At 63.1% G+C, this 18,898-nt stretch carries 14 protein-coding genes; 12 read left to right on the plus strand and 2 right to left on the minus strand.

The window, feature by feature from the left end:
• The first annotated feature begins 36 nt into the window (after positions 1 to 36).
• The 9 genes from OIU37_RS31360 to OIU37_RS31400 all read left to right on the plus strand — a co-directional run bounded on the left by OIU37_RS31360 (position 37) and on the right by OIU37_RS31400 (position 10,318).
• Positions 37 to 1,023, plus strand: coding sequence for an ABC transporter permease (locus OIU37_RS31360; RefSeq protein WP_264259749.1), 987 nt, complete (start codon positions 37 to 39; stop codon positions 1,021 to 1,023).
• Between the two features lie 12 nt (positions 1,024 to 1,035).
• The gene (locus OIU37_RS31365) at positions 1,036 to 2,169 is read left to right on the plus strand and encodes an ABC transporter permease (RefSeq protein WP_264259750.1); all 1,134 of its coding nucleotides are present in this window, start codon (positions 1,036 to 1,038) and stop codon (positions 2,167 to 2,169) included.
• Complete coding sequence (locus tag OIU37_RS31370) at positions 2,159 to 3,205, plus strand: ABC transporter ATP-binding protein (RefSeq protein ID WP_264259751.1); 1,047 nt, start codon at positions 2,159 to 2,161, stop codon at positions 3,203 to 3,205. The genes OIU37_RS31365 and OIU37_RS31370 overlap by 11 nt, the downstream gene beginning before the upstream one ends.
• Positions 3,205 to 4,263: an ABC transporter ATP-binding protein gene (locus OIU37_RS31375; protein ID WP_264259752.1), complete on the plus strand. Its 1,059-nt coding sequence runs from the start codon at positions 3,205 to 3,207 to the stop codon at positions 4,261 to 4,263. Before OIU37_RS31370 ends, OIU37_RS31375 begins: the two co-directional genes overlap by 1 nt.
• Positions 4,263 to 5,096, plus strand: coding sequence for a 5-deoxy-glucuronate isomerase (locus OIU37_RS31380; RefSeq protein ID WP_264259753.1), 834 nt, complete (start codon positions 4,263 to 4,265; stop codon positions 5,094 to 5,096). The genes OIU37_RS31375 and OIU37_RS31380 overlap by 1 nt, the downstream gene beginning before the upstream one ends.
• Positions 5,097 to 5,165: 69 nt before the next feature.
• Positions 5,166 to 7,031 (plus strand): glycosyl hydrolase, encoded by a 1,866-nt coding sequence (locus tag OIU37_RS31385; protein WP_264259754.1) that lies wholly within the window; start codon positions 5,166 to 5,168, stop codon positions 7,029 to 7,031.
• Between the two features lie 29 nt (positions 7,032 to 7,060).
• A complete protein-coding gene (locus tag OIU37_RS31390; RefSeq protein WP_264259755.1) occupies positions 7,061 to 7,879 on the plus strand; it encodes a sugar phosphate isomerase/epimerase in 819 nt (272 codons plus the stop codon).
• A gap of 4 nt (positions 7,880 to 7,883) precedes the next feature.
• Positions 7,884 to 8,900 carry a hydroxyacid dehydrogenase gene (locus tag OIU37_RS31395; RefSeq protein WP_168311800.1) on the plus strand — a complete coding sequence of 339 codons (1,017 nt, stop codon included), beginning with the start codon at positions 7,884 to 7,886 and terminating at the stop codon, positions 8,898 to 8,900.
• Positions 8,897 to 10,318, plus strand: a complete 1,422-nt coding sequence (locus tag OIU37_RS31400; RefSeq protein ID WP_264259756.1) for a mandelate racemase — start codon at positions 8,897 to 8,899, stop codon at positions 10,316 to 10,318. The genes OIU37_RS31395 and OIU37_RS31400 overlap by 4 nt, the downstream gene beginning before the upstream one ends.
• A 587-nt stretch (positions 10,319 to 10,905) precedes the next feature.
• Here OIU37_RS31400 and OIU37_RS31405 read toward each other — a convergent pair.
• Complete coding sequence (locus OIU37_RS31405) at positions 10,906 to 14,052, minus strand: efflux RND transporter permease subunit (protein ID WP_264259757.1); 3,147 nt, start codon at positions 14,050 to 14,052, stop codon at positions 10,906 to 10,908.
• Positions 14,052 to 15,152, minus strand: a complete 1,101-nt coding sequence (locus OIU37_RS31410; RefSeq protein WP_264259758.1) for an efflux RND transporter periplasmic adaptor subunit — start codon at positions 15,150 to 15,152, stop codon at positions 14,052 to 14,054. Before OIU37_RS31410 ends, OIU37_RS31405 begins: the two co-directional genes overlap by 1 nt.
• A gap of 207 nt (positions 15,153 to 15,359) precedes the next feature.
• Here OIU37_RS31410 and OIU37_RS31415 point away from each other — a divergent pair, with 207 nt between their 5' ends.
• The 3 genes from OIU37_RS31415 (at position 15,360) to OIU37_RS31425 (ending at position 18,882) form a co-directional block, all read left to right on the plus strand.
• Positions 15,360 to 16,046, plus strand: a complete 687-nt coding sequence (locus tag OIU37_RS31415; RefSeq protein WP_168311796.1) for a response regulator — start codon at positions 15,360 to 15,362, stop codon at positions 16,044 to 16,046.
• 2 nt (positions 16,047 to 16,048) lie between these two features.
• Positions 16,049 to 17,353: an ATP-binding protein gene (locus OIU37_RS31420; protein ID WP_264259759.1), complete on the plus strand. Its 1,305-nt coding sequence runs from the start codon at positions 16,049 to 16,051 to the stop codon at positions 17,351 to 17,353.
• 77 nt (positions 17,354 to 17,430) lie between these two features.
• Positions 17,431 to 18,882 (plus strand): efflux transporter outer membrane subunit, encoded by a 1,452-nt coding sequence (locus OIU37_RS31425; protein ID WP_264259760.1) that lies wholly within the window; start codon positions 17,431 to 17,433, stop codon positions 18,880 to 18,882.
• The last annotated feature ends 16 nt before the right edge of the window (positions 18,883 to 18,898 follow it).

Below are 18,898 nucleotides of genomic sequence, written 5' to 3' on the forward strand. Positions count from 1 at the left end.
ATCCGATCGGCGATCGCCGATTGAAGGAGCTTGACCATGGCCGGCTTCATCATCAGACGTCTGCTTTATATGATCCCGATGATGTTTGCGATTTCCGTCGTGACCTTCATCATCATCCAGCTGCCGCCCGGCGACTTCCTGACCGCGCTGACCGCGCGTCTTGCCTCCCAGAACGAAACGATCGATCCCAGCGTCATCGCCGGGCTGCGTGAACGTTATGGGCTCGATCAGCCCTGGGCGGTGCAATACTGGAAATGGATCAGCGGCATCCTAATGCGCGGCGATTTCGGCCAGTCCCTCGATTGGAACAAGCCGGTCAGCGAGCTGATCTGGGCCCGCATGGGCCTGACGATGGTGGTCTCGGTCACCACGCTGCTCTTCGTATGGGCGGTGGCCTTTCCGATCGGCATCTATTCGGCCGTGCGGCAATATTCGGTGGGAGATTACTTCGCCACCTTCTTTGGCTTTCTCGGCCTTGCCATCCCGAACTTCCTGCTGGCGCTGGTGCTGATGTATGTTTCGGCACAGTATTTCGGCCAAAGTACCGGCGGGCTGTTTTCGCCTGCCTATATCAACGCCGTCTGGAGCTGGGCCAAGCTCGGCGATCTCATGTCGCATATGTGGATACCGGTCGTCGTGCTGGGCACGGGTGCCACCGCGGCGCTGATCCGGATCATGCGCGCCAACCTCCTCGACGAGCTCAACAAGCCTTATGTCGACATGGCCCGCGCCCGGGGTTTAAGCGAAATCCGGCTGCTGTTGAAATATCCGGTGCGGGTGGCGCTCAACCCGTTCATCTCGACCGTCGGCTGGGTGCTGCCGCACCTCGTCTCCGGCTCGGTGGTGGTCTCCATCGTTCTCAGCCTGCCGATCACCGGGCCACTGCTGCTCAACGCCCTCTTTGCCCAGGACATGTATCTGGCCGGCACGTTCATCCTGCTGATGAGCATGCTGACGCTGATCGGCACGCTGATTTCGGATCTGCTGCTCGCCTGGCTCGATCCACGCATTCGCAACGGCTGAAGGACGAGACCAATGACCGATCAAGCCATCGCGCTATCACCTGAACTGATCCAGAATCCCGACGCGGTCGCCGGGCAGTGGAAACTCATCTGGCGGCGCTTCCGTCGCCATCGGCTGGCGCTGGCGGCAGGCGTCGTCATCTTTTTGATCTACCTGGTCGCCCTGTTTGCCGAGGTTCTCGCCCCGGTTTCATCGCAGACCTACGATTCCCGCTACACCTATGCGCCGCCCCAGCAGATCAGGTTCGCCGGCTACGACGCGGCCGGGCAGTTTCATCCGCTCTACGTCAACGGTTATTCGATGAAGGTTGATCCGATCGCGCTCAGCCGCAATTACGTGCCCGATCCGGCCGTCGTCATCCCCCTCGGCTTCTTCGTCAAGGGCGAACCCTATCGGCTTTGGGGTCTGTTCGATCTGGACCGGCACCTGATCGGCCCGATCGAGATGGGCAAACCATTCTACCTGTTCGGCGCCGACCGGCTCGGTCGCGACGTCTTCAGCCGGACGGTCCACGGCACGCGCGTTTCGATGTCCGTCGGACTGATCGGGGTGGCAATCAGCCTCATCCTCGGCATCATCCTGGGCGGCATCTCGGGGCTCTACGGCGGCTGGGTGGACGATGTGATCCAGCGTTCCATCGAACTCATCAACTCTATCCCGACCATTCCGCTGTGGATGGGCCTTGCGGCTGCCGTTCCGATCAGCGCCGATCCGATCCTGGTCTATCTCTGGATCACCATCATCCTGTCGCTGATCGGCTGGACCGACCTGGCGCGGGTGGTGCGCGGGCGCTTCCTGTCGCTCAAGACGGAAGACTTCGTCATCGCCGCCCGTCTCGACGGCTGTTCGCAGATGCGCATCATCTGGCGGCACATGGTGCCGTCCTTCATGAGCCACATCATCGCCTCGGTGACGCTCGCCATCCCGACGATGATCCTCGCAGAAACCGCGCTCTCCTTCCTCGGCATCGGCCTGCGCCCGCCGGTGGTGAGCTGGGGCGTGCTGCTTCAGGAGGCGCAGAACATTCTCGCCGTCACGAGCGCCCCCTGGCTGTTTCTTCCCGGCCTCGCGGTGATCGTCACCGTGCTCGCCCTCAATTTCCTCGGTGATGGATTACGCGATGCTGCAGATCCCTATGAATACTGACTCCCATTTCGCCGCCGGCGGGCGCAGCGCCGATCGCGACGCGCTGATCGAGGTCGACGACCTCAGAACCCATTTCTTCGGCGGTGCGGGCACGGTGCGGGCGGTTGACGGCGTCTCCTTTAGCATCCCGCGCGGCAAGACGGTCTGCGTCGTCGGCGAATCCGGTTCGGGCAAGAGCATTACCGGCCGCTCGATTCTCAACCAGGTTCCGCGGGGCGGCCGCATCGTCTCGGGTGCGATCCGCTATAGGCCCGATCCGGCGGCACCCGCCATCGATCTGGCGAGGCTCGATCCGCGCGGCCGCGACATGCGAGCGATCCGCGGCGCCCAGATCGGCCTGATCAGCCAGGAGCCGATGGCCGCCCTTTCGCCCGTCCATACGATCGGCAACCAGATGGTGGAGGTGATCCGCCTGCATCTGAAGATGGGAAAGAGGGAGGCGCGCGAACACGCGATCGAGACCCTGGCTCTGGTCGGCATTCCCCGGCCGGCCGAACGCATGGAAAGTTACGCCTTCCAGTTTTCCGGCGGCATGCGCCAGCGCGTCTGCATCGCGCTCGCGCTCGCCTGTCGCCCGAAGCTCTTGATCGCCGACGAGCCGACCACGGCGCTCGATGTGACCACCCAGGCCAATATCCTCGATCTGCTGGCCTCGCTGCAGGCCGAATTCGGGCTCTCGGTCCTGTTCGTGACCCATGATCTCGGTGTGGTGGCCGAAATCGCCGACGAGGTCGTCGTCATGTATGTCGGCCGGGTCGTGGAGGCGGGCGATGTCGACACGATCTTCCACGCACCTGTTCATCCCTACACCAAGGCGCTGCTGCAATCGGTGCCGCGCATGCATGGGCAACCGACCGAACGGCTTGCCATCATCGACGGCATGGTGCCCTCGCGTTTCAACCGGCCCCAGGGCTGCAGCTTTCATCCCCGATGCAAAGAGGCGAGGGGGGGCCTGTGCGACCAAAAGGATCCGCAGCCCGTCGCCATCGGCGACGGGCATGTCGCCAGCTGTCTGCTTTACGAAGGAAGACAATGATGGCCGATCCCATAACCCAACCAAGCCCGCTGCTCGAGCTGACCGATCTCAGGATGCATTTCCCCATTCGCAAGGGCGCATTCCGGCGTGTGGTCGGACACGTCAAGGCGGTCGACGGCGTTTCGCTTCGTGTCGAGGATGGCGAAACACTCGGCATTGTCGGGGAATCCGGTTGCGGCAAGTCCACGCTTGCCCGCACGGTCCTGCGCATCTACCAGCCGACGAGTGGCGAAGTCCGCTATCGCAATCGCAGCGGCGGCACGGTCGATCTCGCGGCTTTGTCGGGGTCTGCCCTCGACGAAATCCATCGCGACCTGCGCATCGTGTTTCAGGATCCGCAATCCTCGCTCAATCCGCGCCTTCCGGTGATCGACATCATCGGCGAGGTGCTGAGCGTCAACGGCATCGCCAAGGGCCGGGAGCTCGAGCACCGGGTCGCCGAGCTGATGCAGAGCGTCGGCCTGCGGCCCGAATACATGCACCGCTATCCCCATGCTTTCTCCGGCGGTGAACGCCAGCGCATCGGCATCGCCCGGGCGCTGGCGTCCAATCCGCGGCTGGTGATCGCCGATGAGGCCGTCTCGGCGCTCGATGTCAGCGTGCAGGCACAAACCATCAACCTCCTGCAGGATCTGCAGGAGCAGTTCGGCCTGACCTATCTCTTCGTCGCCCACGATCTCTCGGTCGTCCGGCACATCTCGGACAATATCGCCGTCATGTATGTCGGCCGGGTCGTCGAAAAGGCGCCGACGGAGCAGATCTTCTCACGCCCGCTTCACCCCTATACCGAAGCGCTGCTCTCGGCTGTGCCGATCGCCGATCCGCGGATGCGCCGCCACGGCCAGCGCATCCGGCTGGCGGGTGAAGTCGCCGATCCCGCTCATCCGCCTCCCGGCTGCGCATTTCATCCGCGCTGCCGCTACGCCACCGAGCTTTGCAAGCAGGAGGTGCCGGGCTTACGCAGCGTCACGGCCGAGGGGCACGCAGTGGCCTGCCATCATGCCGAATCCTTGTCGCTTAATCCCTTCGCCGACCGTACCGTTCCGGAGTTCAATTGATGCCCGAATTCATTCCACGCTCCGAGCAGCGTCCTATTGTGGATACCTCCTCCACGACGCTCGATCTCATCTACTTCGATCTCGTCACGCTCGCCTCCAACGAGCAGGACATCCGGCGGCTGCCCGCGCACGAAAGCCTCTACGTCGTGCTGTCGGGTCAGGTGGATATCGAGGTGGATGGTATCCTGTTCGAAGCTGTGGGCCGGCGAGCCGATATCTGGGAAGGCGATGCGGATTCGGTTTACGTGCCGGTCGGCGCCAATGTCCGGATATCGGCTCACGGCGGACCTGCGGAAGTCGCGATCGCGGGCGGTCTCTGCGACACGCGCTACGCCCCGTTCCGAGTGACGCCCGATGAGGTTGACGCGGTCAATGTCGGCTCGTCTGACACCCACAGCCAGCGACGGATCGTCCACCTGCTCGGCCAACGGCAGAACGGACGCTGCGGCAACCTGCTGGTGAGCGAACTCTATGCCGGCGAAGGCTGCTGGTCCGGCTATCCCCCTCACAAACACGATACCGAAGACGGCGATGTCGAGACCCGGCATGAAGAACTCTATCACTACCGCTTCCAGCCCGAGACCGGCTTCGGCAGCCAGATCACCTATGACGAAGACGGTCCGGTGAAGATCCTCATGACCCGCAACGGTGATACTGTCCTGGTCGATCGGGGTTACCACCCGACGGTCACCTCGCCGGGGCACCGGGGCTATATCTTTACCATTCTCGTCGGCAAGCATCGTCGGGGGCTGATCCAGCGCTTCGATCCCGCCCATCAGCATCTGACCAAAACCATCCCCGGCATCGATGCGATGCGCGACAAGTTCAAATAATCCGGCTCCTGGCCTCGTGCGCCGGCATTGCGGCGCACTGCCAAACGTCCGCCCAAGGAGAGACGACCCATGCGTGACCGTACGCGAATAAACGTCGATGCCAGTGAAGCGGTGCGCCCGTTCAACCGCTTCTGGCGGGGCACCGGCTTTTCACCCGCCGAGCTTCTGCTCGAGCCCGAGATGCGGCAGATGCTTGCCTATATTGGCGGCCTGCCGAATGAAGGCATCCGGTTCCTGCGCGTGCATTATCTCTACAACCTGCTGAGCGCGAAGGGCGAGGCCGGCTACGACTGGTCGCTGCTCGACCGCGCGCTCGACGTGATGATCGAACACCGCCTGAAGCCGTTCTTCGAGCTGATGGGCAACCCGTCGGGCCTGTTCACCGATTATGAGGACATGGATCAGGTCAGGCGCTGGCGGGATCTTGTGACGGCAACAGTCGACCGTTATGGCGCGCGCTACGGCATGGACGAATTGCGCACATGGTATTTCGAAACGACGAATGAGGCCGACTCGGGCTGGTGGACCTACGGGATCAAGGGTTACACCAACTACTACGACGCCTGCGTCGCGGGGCTCGATGCCATCGATCCAAGCCTGCCGATGGGCGGGCCTGGCACCGCCCGCACGCTGTCGCCGATCTTTCGCGCCCTCATGGCCCATTGCGACAGCGGCATGAGCTGCCTGACCGGCGATGGCCCGCCGCGGATCGACTACATTTCGATCCACGAAAAGGGCGTCAACGGCAGCAAGGAAGATCTGACCCCGAAAACCAACGGTATCGTCGACCGCACGCTTCTCGTCGTCGACTACCTCAAGGAGCATCACCCGCGCCTTGCGGGCCTGCCCATCATCAATGATGAATGCGATCCGCAGCTTGGGTGGAGCGATCACCATAGCTGGCATGGCAAAGCCTATTACGCCGGCATCATCGCCCGCATCATCGAACAGCACGACCGGCGCATCATCGCCCCGAAAGCGGCGAATTTCACTTTCCTCAGCAATGACCACGCCTTTATCGGCGGCTGGAGCCAGCGCACGATTTTTGCCTATTTCGGTTCGCGCAATTTCACCAAGGCACAATGGGAGCACAAGACCAATCTGGATATGCTGGTGACGGATGTCGACAGGGCGCCGCCCTTCGACATCATCAAGAAGCCCGGCCTGACATCGATGGAACTGCTGGCAACGCTCGGCGATACGGTTTGCAAGGTGACGGCCGAACCGCCGCTTGCGCCCGACCAGGATGGCCTGGCGATCCTGCCGACGCGGCTGCCGGGCGGCGGTGTTTCCATCAGCCTCATCCATAGCGTCGATGCCATCAACCGTTCGGGCCGGACTGCCGTCCGTCTCGAGGTGGGCGGCTTGGTTCCCGGCCGCCACGCGCTTTGCCTGCTGCGCATCGACGAGGAATTCACCAATCCGATGGAGGTTTGGGAGGCCCAGCGCGACGAAAGCAACCCGCGTGGGCTCTTCGAGCCGGTCGGCGCACCGCCCGCACCGACCGAAGCGCAGTTTGCCGAACTGCGCCGGGCGCAGGAGCCGGCCCTGCTGCATCCGATCAGCATCGTCGACTGCGACGACGGCCGGATCAGCGTCGACCTCGATGTGCCATTGCCGTCGCTGACGCAGGTGCTTGTCGTTCCCGATATCGGTGCGCCCCCGGCAGTACCGACCGGCCTCGTCGTCGAACGCTATCTCGGTCTCGGCGGCCGGGAAGAACGCATGCTGTTCTGGGCTGCCGGCGATATCAGACCTGCCATCTTCTACGATGTCCTAGCCAGCGCCGACGGCAAGGCCTTTGAAAAAGTCAGCACGGCGCCGCTGATCTCGACGGCATTCCTGCACATGTCGCCGCCACAGGGCGTGCGTTATGCGGTGTGCGCCCGCGATGCATTCGGCCGCCGCAGCGAGTTTTGTATCGCCCGCTCATGAACAGCGCCTTTCTCTCTGGGATCTGATCCATGGATATCGCCTATTTCACCAAGACCCTGGAGGACCTGCCGCTCGCGAGGGCGGCCGAGATCACTGCGGGCTTGGGGTTCGACTGCGCCGATCTTCTCGTCCGCGACGGCCACGCCGTTTCCCCTGACAGGCCGGAGGAGATCGTCAATGCGGTAAAGCTCTTTGCCGCGGCGGGCCTGCGCACCCCGATGGCGACCATCGATTCCACACAGCCCGACGATGCCACATCCCGGCTTCTCGGCTATTGCGGCGAGGCTGGCATCGGGCAGGTCCGGCTTGGCTTCTGGCGCTACGACCCGTCGCGGCGCTGGCAGGTTCAGCTCGACGAGGCGCGGCGTGATCTCGACGGCTTCGAGCGCCTGGCCGAACGTTTCGCCGTCACGCTGACCATCCAGCTTCACGGCGGGACCCTGCACAGCTCCGGCGCGCTGGCGGTGCAATTGCTGGCCGGGCGCGATCCCACCAAGATCGGCGCCTATGCCGATCCGGCCAATCAGATCATTCGCGAGGGAAGCGAGGACTGGCGTTTGACCCTCGATATCCTCGATCCGTGGTTCTGCTGCATTGGCGTCAAGAACAGCGGTTGGTTCCCCGGCGCCTACGGATCCCACGGCCAACGCGCTTGGCATTCGGACTGGTACGGGCTCGATGAAGGCATGGTGCCCTGGAACGAAATCGTCTCGCATCTGGTGGCCACCGGCTTTGCCGGCGTGCTGTCGATGCATTCCCAATACCGGGTTCCCCGGGAACAGGCGCTCGACAAGGTCCGCGCTGATCTTGCCCATTTCCGGCGCCTGGTCGCCGCAGCGAAAGAGTAGAACCATGAATGAACAGGCTCCCGTTATCGCCGTACTGCTGACCGAAAAGACCCGCCGGATGATGCTGGACGACGCGGCGATTGCCCAGTTGAACGCCCTTGGCGAGGTGCGTTGGCCGACCGCCGCCACGATCGACGCCACCGATGTCGACCGCCTGCTGCAGGGCGCTGTCGCGTGCCTCACCGGATGGGGCACGCCGCCCTTCGATCCCGCCGCGCGCCAGCGCCATCCGCAACTCGCCCTTGTCGCCCATTCGGCAGGCAGCGTCCGCACACTGGTCCCGGCGCGTCTGTTCGACGATGGCCTTCGCGTCACCCATGCCGCCTCGAAAATTGCCACCTCGGTTGCCGAATTCGTCGTCGCCGAAGCGCTGCTCGCCATGCGCGGCATTCACTGGCTGCATCATCACTTGCGCAATGGTGGCGAATGGCTCGACGTCCGCGCCGCCGTGCCGCAGAAATTGCTGGGCGCCAGAACGGTCGGCATCGTCGGCGCCGGATATGTCGGCCGGGCGGTCATGCGCCTGCTCGTGCCGTTCGGCTGCCGCGTGCTGGTCGTCGATCCCTTCCTTGACGACAGCGAGGCCGCAGCCCTCGGCGTTTTCAGAGCCGGGCTAAACGATGTGCTGGCTCAGGCAGATGTGGTCTCTCTGCATGCGCCTGTCCTGCCCGAAACGCGCCGCATGATCGGCGCCCGCGAACTGGCGCTGCTGCGCCCCGGCACGCTGTTCATCAACACGGCGCGCGCGGAGCTGGTCGATGAGGCCGCACTGCTTGCCGAAATCCGCTCCGGCCGCATCGAAGCGGCTCTTGATGTCTTCGACAACGAGCCGCTGCGTCAGGACAGTCCCTTTCGCGACCCTGCACTGGCCAATGTCACGATTTCACCGCATGCCGCCGGTCACACTGAAGAGGCGCATCTCGCCCAAGGCCAGGCCATGGTGGACGAGATCGGCCGGCTGCTTCGCCGCGAACCGCTCCATCACGAAGTGTCCCGCGCCATGCTCGACCGCATGGCATGATCATGAAAACAAACATTGGAGGTTCCGTGACGGCGCCGCGCATCAGAATGATCGAGATCGACGGCTTCGAGCGCGATATCAAGCTGCGCCTGCCATTCCGCTTTGGCGCGGCAACTCTTGAAAAGGCACCGCAAGCCTTTCTCAGGGTCCGTATCGAGGATGAAGAGGGGCGAACCGCCATTGGCGCGGCCGCCGAGATGATGGTGCCGAAATGGTTCGACAAAAATCCGGCGCTGACGCCGGCGCAAAATGTCGATCAGTTGCGCACCTCGATCCGCACCGCTGCGGCTGCTTCGCTCGAATCCTCGGCGCTAACGACATTGTTTGCGGCCGCCCGCCTGAACGAGATGGAGACAGTGCGGCGCCTGCCTGGAAATCAGCTGGCCGCCGGGTTCGGCCCGTCGCTCATCGCCCGCGCCGCGCTCGATGCCTATTGCCGCCTTGCCGGCATTTCCTTCTTCGACGCGGTGCGTCAGAACCGGATCGGCATCGGCGGCCCCATGCTGCCCGGCGATATCGATGCGGACGCCGCCTCAGCGATGCTTGCCAGCCTTCGCCCGGCCGGCGCGATCTCGGCCCGGCATACGATCGGGCTTGTCGACCCGATCACCGAGGGCGATATCGTCCATCCCGTCGGTGACGGCCTGCCGGAAAGCCTCGAGGCGGTGATTGCCCGCTATGGCAACCGCTGGTTCAAGATCAAGCTTTCGGGCGCGATCGATGCCGATATCGACCGCCTGACGCGGATCGCCGCCGTGCTGGACCGCATGCCCGACTATCGGGTGACGGTCGATGGCAACGAACAGTTTGGCGGCGCCGAACAGCTCGCCGCCTTGCTGGCGCAAATCGAGGCGACGCCCCGGCTCGCCCGGCTGCGTTCGGCGATTGCCTTTGTCGAACAGCCGTTCTCGCGCGTGATCACCATGGAAACGCCGCTGGGGGATCTGGCGGCGCAATTGCCCTTCCTGATCGATGAGAGCGACGACGGCGACGGCGCCTTTGCCGGCGCCAAGCGGCTTGGTTATACCGGCGTCTCCTCGAAAACCTGCAAGGGCATCTACCGTTCGCTCATGAAGGCGATCCGTATCAGAACCGGAACCGTGCCGGGACTGTTCCTCTCGGGCGAGGATCTGACCTGCCAGGCGGGGCTTGCCGTGCAGCAGGATCTGGCGCTGGTCTCCCTGCTCGGCCTCTCCCATGTCGAGCGCAACGGCCATCATTATGTGGCCGGCATGCAGGGAGCACCGCAGGCGGAGAAGGCGCGCTTTGCCGCGGCCCATCCCGATCTCTACGAGCAGGGTGCCAAGGGACCGCTGCTGTCGATCCGCGACGGCCGGATCGCCATCACGTCGCTCGGGGCAGTCGGCTACGCGAGCGGCGCCTTGCCCGATTTCGAAGCCATGACGCCATTGTCATGACGCTCGGCAATGTTCGGCATGAGACAGGGCGTGCTGCCCTGTTGAACTGTTCGATCTGTCCGGCAAACACGCCCTGATCACCCGGAGCATCGATCACCCCGTTCCTCCAATTGAAATGTCTTCCAGTAGAGCATGACGCTCTATTCGAACGGTTTCTGCGCGAGATTGGATCCCGGGACTTAAGAAAGCAGCAATTGAGATATTCTTTGAATCAAGCTTCAGCAACCACCGCCAAATCTCGGCAAATATGACTTTCCGCTCCGCGAAGCGGCAACGCAGAATATTTCGATGTGCCTTGGACATACGACACTCCGGATTGAACTGAGGTCGAACTCTAATAGCTGTGTGGAGGTTAAGCGCGGTTAAGGAAGTGTAAAGTTCGGTAAAGGTTCATTCTGCGACGCGGGCGAGGTAGGCTGTTGGCAGAGAAGATGCAGGACGCGCAGGCGGCGCGAGGCCGCCTGCGGGGGAATACGTCCCGCGGTCTCGTTCCGGGGGAGGGAATTCGACCGAAGAGGTTGTCATGAAAGTCGCCAGCGTCGCCCGTATCGGGCGCGGCCATCTTGCGAATAACGTGCCAAAAGCAGTCATCTCTGACCTTGCCCTCGCTTCGAAAGCCCGGGCTTGAAGGTGATCGCCGCGCGATCATTGGATGCCTGCGGTTCCGAGTCGGCGGTATTAGGCCCGGTCGGGCGCACGAGGCGCTTGATTGCCTCGTTGAGGTCGTCGACGAAGGTGAAGATGACAGGGATGACGATGAGGCTGAGCAACGTCGACATCATCACCCCGCCGATCACCACGATCGCCATCGGCTGGCGGAAGCTGGAATCGCCGCCTGTCAGGCTCAGAGCGACCGGAAGCATGCCGAATGCCATGGCGATGGTGGTCATGATGATGGGTCGCGCGCGCTTGTGGCAGGCATCTACAAGGGCGTCGAACCGCGACATGCCCTGGCGACGCGACATGATCGCGTATTCGATGAGAAGGATGGAGTTCTTCGTCACCACGCCCATGAGCATGAGCAGCCCGATGACGGCGGACATCGAGAAGCTGGTTCCGGTCACCACCAGCGGCACCAGCGCACCGCCGAGCGAGAGCGGCAGAGCCATCAAAAGGGTGAGTGGCTGCAGGAAGTCGTGGAAGAGTAGGACGAGGACTGCGTAGATGCAGAACACACCGATCGCCATTGCAAGGCCAAAACTCTGGAACAACTCCGAACTGCGCTGAAGTTCGCCCTGTTCGACGAGGGTGACACCTGGCGGCAGACGCTGGAGTGCCGGCAGAGCCTGCGCCTCGCGGTTGACGTCGCCCAGGATGCGGCCGTTGAGCTCGACGGAAAGGGTGACATTGCGCATCCGGTCGATGCGGTCGATCTCCGACGGGCTGCCGCCGATCCGGATATCGGCGATCGATCCGAGATCGACATTGCCGTTCGTTCCTGACACGCGCATGTTCTTGATGTCGTCGAGCTTCGTGCGCGTCTCGGGGCTGAAGCGGACGACGATCGGAACCTGGCGCTGCGGAAGGTTGAGCTTCGGCAGGTCGGCGGAATATTCGCCATTCGTCGCCACGCGCACGGCCTCGGCGATGGCGCTCGAGGTCACCCCGAGCGCTGCTGCGCGGGCGAAGTCGGGCGTAATCTGAATCTCCGGCGCCTGCCTGGCCGCGGTCGATGTCACCGCGCCGATGCCCTGCAGCGTGCGGAGCTGTTCTTCGAGCGCCGTGCTTGCGCCGTCAAGCGCGTCGGCATCGTCACTGGCAAGGGTGATCTCCAGCTTCGTGCCGTTGCCGCCGCCGCCGACCGCGACCCGCACGCCGGGAAGGACCGAGAGCGCCTGCCGGATGTCGTTTTCGATTTCCGACTGTTTGCGATCACGCTCGCCGATGGGCGGCAGCACAGCGACGATCGTGGCGGATCCGACGCTGCTCGTGGTGCTGGAGTCGGGGCCGCCGCCCGAGGATGCGGAACCGACCGCGGAAAAGACATGCGTCACGTCCTGGAGCTTGCCGACGATATCGGCGGCTTGCTTGGTCGCGGCGTCCGTCTGCTCGATGGTGGCGCCCGGCTGCATGGTCAGCGTGATCTGGGCCCGTGCGTCGTCGGAAGCGGGTAGGAAGCCGGATTTGAGGAGCGGGATGGTGGCAAGCGAAAGCGCGACGACGACGGCGGTCAGGGCCACCGTGGTCTTCCTGTGGTTCATCGCGGCCTTCACGATTGCCATATAGGCGCGCATGATGCGGCCGTCCTTTTCCTCGGTCGGATGGGCCTTCATGAAATAGGCGGCCATCATGGGCGTCAGCAGCCGTGCGACGACGAGCGAGACGAGGACCGCCACCGCGGCGGTGATGCCGAACTGGCGGAATATAAGTCCCGGTATGCCGCTCATGAAGGCTGTCGGCAGGAAGACCGCGACCAACGTGAAGGTGGTGGCGATGACGGCGAGCCCGATCTCGTTGGCCGCCTCCAGAGCGGCGTCGATCGGCCGCTTGCCCATCTGCAGGTGGCGGGCGATGTTCTCGACTTCGACGATGGCGTCGTCGACGAGGATGCCGACGACGAGCGACAGCGCAAGCAGGGTGACGATGTTCAGGCTGAAGCCGGCCAGGTACATGACGAGGAAGGTCGGTATAACCGACAATGGCAGCGCTACGGCCGACAGGATCGTCGCACGCCAGTCCCGAAGGAAGAGCCAGACGACGACAATCGCCAGGATCGCTCCTTCGTACAGCATGTGCATCGAGCCGTCGTAATTGTCGAGGATCGGCCCGATGGTGCTGTAGGCTTCCTCGATCTGGACGTTGGAATGCTTGGCTGTGAACTCTTTCATTGCCGTGTCGACATCGGTCGAGACACCGCTGTCGGAAAACCCATTCGAGCGCTTGATCTCGACGGCGATCACCGGTTTGCCGTCGAGATAGGCCATCGAGGATCGCTCGGCGAAGCTGTCGGTGACGGATGCGACGTCATCGAGGCGAACCTGCTGTCCGTTTGCCAGGGGAATTCGCAATTCCTTCAGGGCATCGACCGAGGCCACGGCGCCGAGCGTGCGTAATGTCTGCCGGGTGCCGCCGATTTCTCCGAGGCCGCCCGACGTATCGGCCTGAACCGATTTCAACTGCGCCGACACAGTGGTCGCCGTGACGCCGAAGGCGGCCATCGTCGTCGGATCGAGATCGACGTGAACCTCGCGGTCGACGCCGCCGATGCGGTTGACCTGCCCGACACCCGGCACCGACAGCAGCGCCTTGGTCAGATCATTGTCGATGAACCAGGAGAGTTCGGTTTCATTGAGGGTGGCAGACTGGACGGCATAGGTGACCAGCGCCGAATTCTGCACGGTAACCTTGGTGACGCTCGGCGTCTGCATCTGCGCCGGCAGATCGGCCTTGGCGCTGTCCACGGCATTGCGGACTTCGTTCAAGGCGGTTTCGCTGTCCTTCTCCAGTTTGAAGGAGACGCTGATCGACACCGTGCCGTCGGTGATCGTCGTGGTGATGTGATCGAGATAGCTCAGCGAGGCAAGATTGTCCTCGATCGTGCGGGCGACCTCCGTCTCCAGCTGCGAAGGTGCTGCGCCGTCGAGCGTCGCGGTCACTTTGATGGTCGGGAGGTCCATATCGGGGAAATTCTGGATCGGCAGGTGTTTGAAAGCCAGCAAACCGCCGACGGCAAGCATCGCAAAGAGCAGGATCGCCGGGACGGGATTGCGGATCGAAAATGCGGAAAAGTTCATCAGCCTTCTCCCGCAATCTTCACGAGATCGTTGTCCGACAGAAATGCTCCGCCCGAGGTCACCACCCGCGCCGACTTATCGATGCCCGAGACGATTTCGACTTCGCCGTCGTTGCGGCGGCCGGTCTCCACCCGCACCCGTCTTACCCGCTTGTCCTCGCCGGCCGCAAAGACGTAGTTGATCCCGTCGCGGAACACGATCGCCGTCTCCGGAACCGTCAGCGCCGGCGTGGTCCTGAGTTCGATCGTGCCGGTCACGTAAAGGCCGGTGCGCGGGTGAACGTCCTGGGGAAGCGCGACATAGACGATCGCCCGGCTCGTATTGGTGTCGACCGACGGTCCGACGAGCCTCACCTTGCCCTGAACGGGACGTCCGTCCGGCCCGTCGATGTCGACGCTCAATCCCTCCGAGATGCGTGAGAGGTAACGAGCCGAAACCTCGGCCTGCCATTCGACCCGCTGCTGGCGGACCAGGCGAAACAGTTCGGTGCCCGACGAGACGACCGCGCCGAGTTCGGCCGATCGCGAGGTTATCAGGCCGTCGTCGACGGCCGTGACGGTTGTCTGGTCGAGCTTGATCTTCTGGCTGTCGAGCGCCGCCTCTTCAGACGCAAGACTTGCCGTCGCCGTCTGTTCGTCAGCGAGATATTCGACGATCTTTTCATCCGAGAGGGCGCCCGAAGAGCGTAGCTGCCGAGCCCGATCCGCATTGGCCTTCGCCTTTGTCAGGTTTGCCTGAGCGGTGACGACGGCCGCCTCCTGCTTGCGAAGGTCGGCCTGCACGCTGTCCTGCGACAGCCGCACGAGGATCTGCCCCTTCTTAACCACGGAGCCGACGTCGGCCAGGATTTCGGTTACGCGCAGACCGCTCGTCTCGGAAGCGATGATGGCTTCCTGCCAGGGTTTCAGCCAGCCGCTTGCGGGAACGGTTTCCGGCCAGTCTCGCTCAGCCGGGGTCACCAGCGACACGGTAAGGGCGGGTGCGGCGGATTGATCCGCCATGGCATTGCGCAGGGGAAGCAGGAGCGCTGCCGCAACAAGAGCGACAGCGAGTATTCTGGGCGGTTTTCTCAACGATGCACTCCTTGTGGGCAAAGGCATGGGGGCCCTTTCCCGATGCGTGCCAACTCGACGCAGGATTGCGGCTCATGATGAGGCAACCCGATCCTGGCCCGCGTGATGTCATGGAATGATAAGTAACGGGGTGAACGTTAAGTGCGGTCAAGTTAGTGTTAAGTTAGGTAAAACTCGGTCGCGCGACTGCGTTTGTGCTGTATGGCTGCCTGGGATTAATGACGGACGAAGTGAATGAACAAGGTTCTCCTCATCGACGACGATGCCGAGCTGACGACGCTACTGCAGGAATATCTGGTCGAAGAAGGATATGAGGTCGTCACCGATACGGACGGTCGCGCCGCGATTGCCGCTGCTGCCGGCAATACGGTCGATATTATCGTGCTCGACATCATGATGCCCCGGATGAACGGGATCGAGGTTCTGCAGAGGATCAGGAAGCTCAGCCAGGTCCCGGTCCTGATGCTGACCGCAAGGGGCGATGACGTCGACAGGATATCGGGACTCAATCTCGGCGCCGACGACTATGTGCCGAAGCCATGCTCGCCGGGCGAACTTGCGGCGAGGTTGCGCGCCATCCTCCGTCGGGCAGGTCAGCCTGCGGCCGGCGCGACGACCGACACAATAAGGGCGGGAAAACTCGTGATTCATCCGAGCAGCAGGATCGCCGAATGGCGCGGCGAAACCTTGGAACTGACGGGCACGGAATTCAGCCTGCTCGAGGTCCTCGCTCGCAGTGCCGGCCAGCTCGTATCGAAGCAGGACATTTCGAAGCGGGCCTTCGGCAAGCCGCTGACCCCGTTCGATCGGCGTATCGACGTCCATATCAGCAGCGTTCGTCAGAAGCTCGGACTGAGGGAGGATGGACAATCCTGGATCCAGTCCGTTCGCGGTCAGGGCTATCAACTTCTCGTGGACTGACCATGCCTCGGCTTTTCTGGAAATTCTTCACGACGATCTGGCTGACGATGGCGGCGACAGTCGGCGTGATCTTCCTGCTCGTCAATTTTCTCCAGGGGGTTCCTTTTGCGCGCGAACTGGAGGAAGAGCGGCGAGCGATCACCCTGAATCTCACCGCAAACGTGCTCGCAAGAGATGGCGAAGATGCCGCCACGTATTTCATCAGCACAAGCGAAGAGACGTTGCCGCCTGGTCTGACGATTTCCAAAACTGCGAAAGCCGATGCCTGCGCGGTTCCAAAGACCGTCGATACAAGATCCGTCCTGAAGGACGGGATTTGCTATCAGATTTCCCTGCCGGTTCGGGCCACTTCCACCTTCGACAACCTTGGTCCATTCATACCTTGGCTCGCGATCCTGATTTCGAGCACGATATCGGCAGGCGCACTTGCCCGGTACCTCATTCGTCCCGTCGTGCATCTGCGCGATGGCTTGAGCGCGCTCGCCCATGGCCGCTTCGACTTCCGTATCGGGGACAAAATGGCCGGCCGAAAGGACGAGGTCACCGCGCTTGCGCACGACTTCGATTCCAGCGCCGCGCGGCTTCAGGAGCTTCAGGATGCGCAGCAACGGCTGTTCCACGACGTGTCCCATGAACTGCGTTCGCCCTTGTCCCGTCTGCAGGCCGCCGTCGGCGTCCTTCGGCAGAGCCCTGCCAAACTCGGTGCCATGCTGGACCGGATGGACCGGGAGGTCGAACGGCTCGATGCGCTGGTCGGCGAAGTTCTGACGCTTGCCAGGCTGACTGCTGGATCCGGCCTGTCGCTGAAAACGCACACTCTTGATGTCATCGAGCTGTTGAACGAAATCCTCGGCGATGCGGCATTCGAAGCCCAGGCGCGGGACGTCTCGATCACAACCAGTGTCGATGGCGTCTTCCGCGCCGAAGTCGAAGGCGAACTCATCTACAGGGCGCTCGAAAACGTCGTCCGCAACGCCGTCAAGTACACGGCCGAGCATTCGCGCATATCAGTGGCTTGCGAGGCGACGACCGACCGCCTCAAAATCTGCGTGACGGATCAGGGGCCGGGCGTCAGGCGGGACGAACTCGAACGGATCTTCCAGCCGTTCTCGCGCGGGAACGAGGCGGTGCCGAGAGGCGGATACGGCCTGGGTCTCGCCATCACCCGGCAGGCCATCGAGCGCCATGGCGGACGCGTGCATGCGTCATTGCCTGACGCCGGAGGCCTGGCGATCACCCTGGAGCTTCCGAGGCGGCCGACGCCCTATGGTTCGGCTGACGATCAGGCATCCCGGGATTTTACCTAACTTTACAGTTTCTTTACCGCCATTAACGCTGGCCTCGCTAAGCCTGAATCTCCGATCCCGGTTCAGAAAGCTTGCCAGTGAGTCCGTCGCTCCGCACCAGAATATCATCCCTCCGCTACGCCACATCCGCCCTTGCGCTCCTGCTCACGGGCTGCGTCAGTGGCCCGGATCACACTCCCCCGCAGATGCCGCTGCCTGTCAAATTTGAGGAGGGCGGTAACAAGAGCAACGGCGATGTCGTGACGGCGCGGTGGTGGACGGCCTATCGCGACAAGCGGCTCGACGGCCTGGTGGCCCATGGCCTCGACCAGAACCTCGATGTGCTGCAGGCGCTCGAGAGCATCAACTCGGCTGCCGCCAATGTCACGGTTGCCGGCGCCGGCGGTCTGCCGAACCTCAGTGTCGACGCATCGCACACGGTATCCGGCGAGAAGGGGCCGCTCCGCACGACGGTCGGCACCACCAACACGACAGCCGGCGGGGCCAGCCTTTCCTGGCTGCTCGACGTCTTCGGCCAGTACCGTCGCTCGAAGGAGAGTGCGATTGCCTCGCTGGGGGCCGCCTATGCGACGGCCGACAATGCAAAGCTCACCTTCCTGAAAGACCTGGTCGAGAGCTATATCGACGCCCGCTATTACCAGGAGCGCATCGCGCTTTCGCAGGCGAGCTTGAAATCCCGCCAGCAGACTTACGAACTCACGCAGCTGCAGCTCAAGGCAGGTGCGGCCTCCCGCCTCGACGTCGTTCAGGCCGAGGGCCTGGTACAGTCGACAAAATCCGACATTCCCGGCCTCGAACAGAGCTTCACCGAATCGGCCCATCACATTGCCACTCTGCTCGGGATGCCGGCGGCCTCGCTGATGGGCGAAATGCAGAAAAGCGCCGGCCAGCCGGTTTTCCGCGGCGACATTCGGGCCGGCATCCCGGCCGATCTCATCCGCAACCGTCCCGATATCCGCAAGGCCGAACGCGAGCTGGCGGCGGCCGTCGCCGATATCGGCGCCGCCGAAGCCCAGCTCTACCCGTCGATCTCGCTCTCCGGTTCGATTTCGCCGAGCTGGGTCAAATCATCGGGTGCCAGCGGCGGAACCCTGACCAGTTGGTCTTTCGGACCGACGCTCAACCTGCCGATCTTCGATGGCGGCAAATTGCGGGCGAATGTCGATATCGAAAAATTCGATGCCAGGACCCAGTATCTCGCCTGGAAAGCGGCGGTGCTGAACGGGGTCGAAGAGGTGGAAAACGCGCTGTCGGCCGTTCGCCGCGACACGCAGACGCTCGAACCGTTGCGCAGACAGGTGCAGACGGCGCAGGAGTCGCTCGCGCTTTCGACCACGAGCTACAAGGATGGCGCCTCGTCATTGCTCGATGTCCTGGACGCGCAGCGGTCGGTCTCCGATGCCCAGGCAAGCCTTGCAGCCACCGTGCAACAGGTTGCCAAGGACTATGTGGATCTCTACGTCGCCATTGGTGCCGGCTACCTCACCCGAGAGAACGCCGCCTCCAAGCAAACCGCAAAGGCGGGCTAATTGGCGGCGCATTTGC

Source organism: Rhizobium sp. BT-226 (genome assembly GCF_025847085.2).
Classification (GTDB): Bacteria; Pseudomonadota; Alphaproteobacteria; order Rhizobiales; family Rhizobiaceae; genus Rhizobium; species Rhizobium sophorae.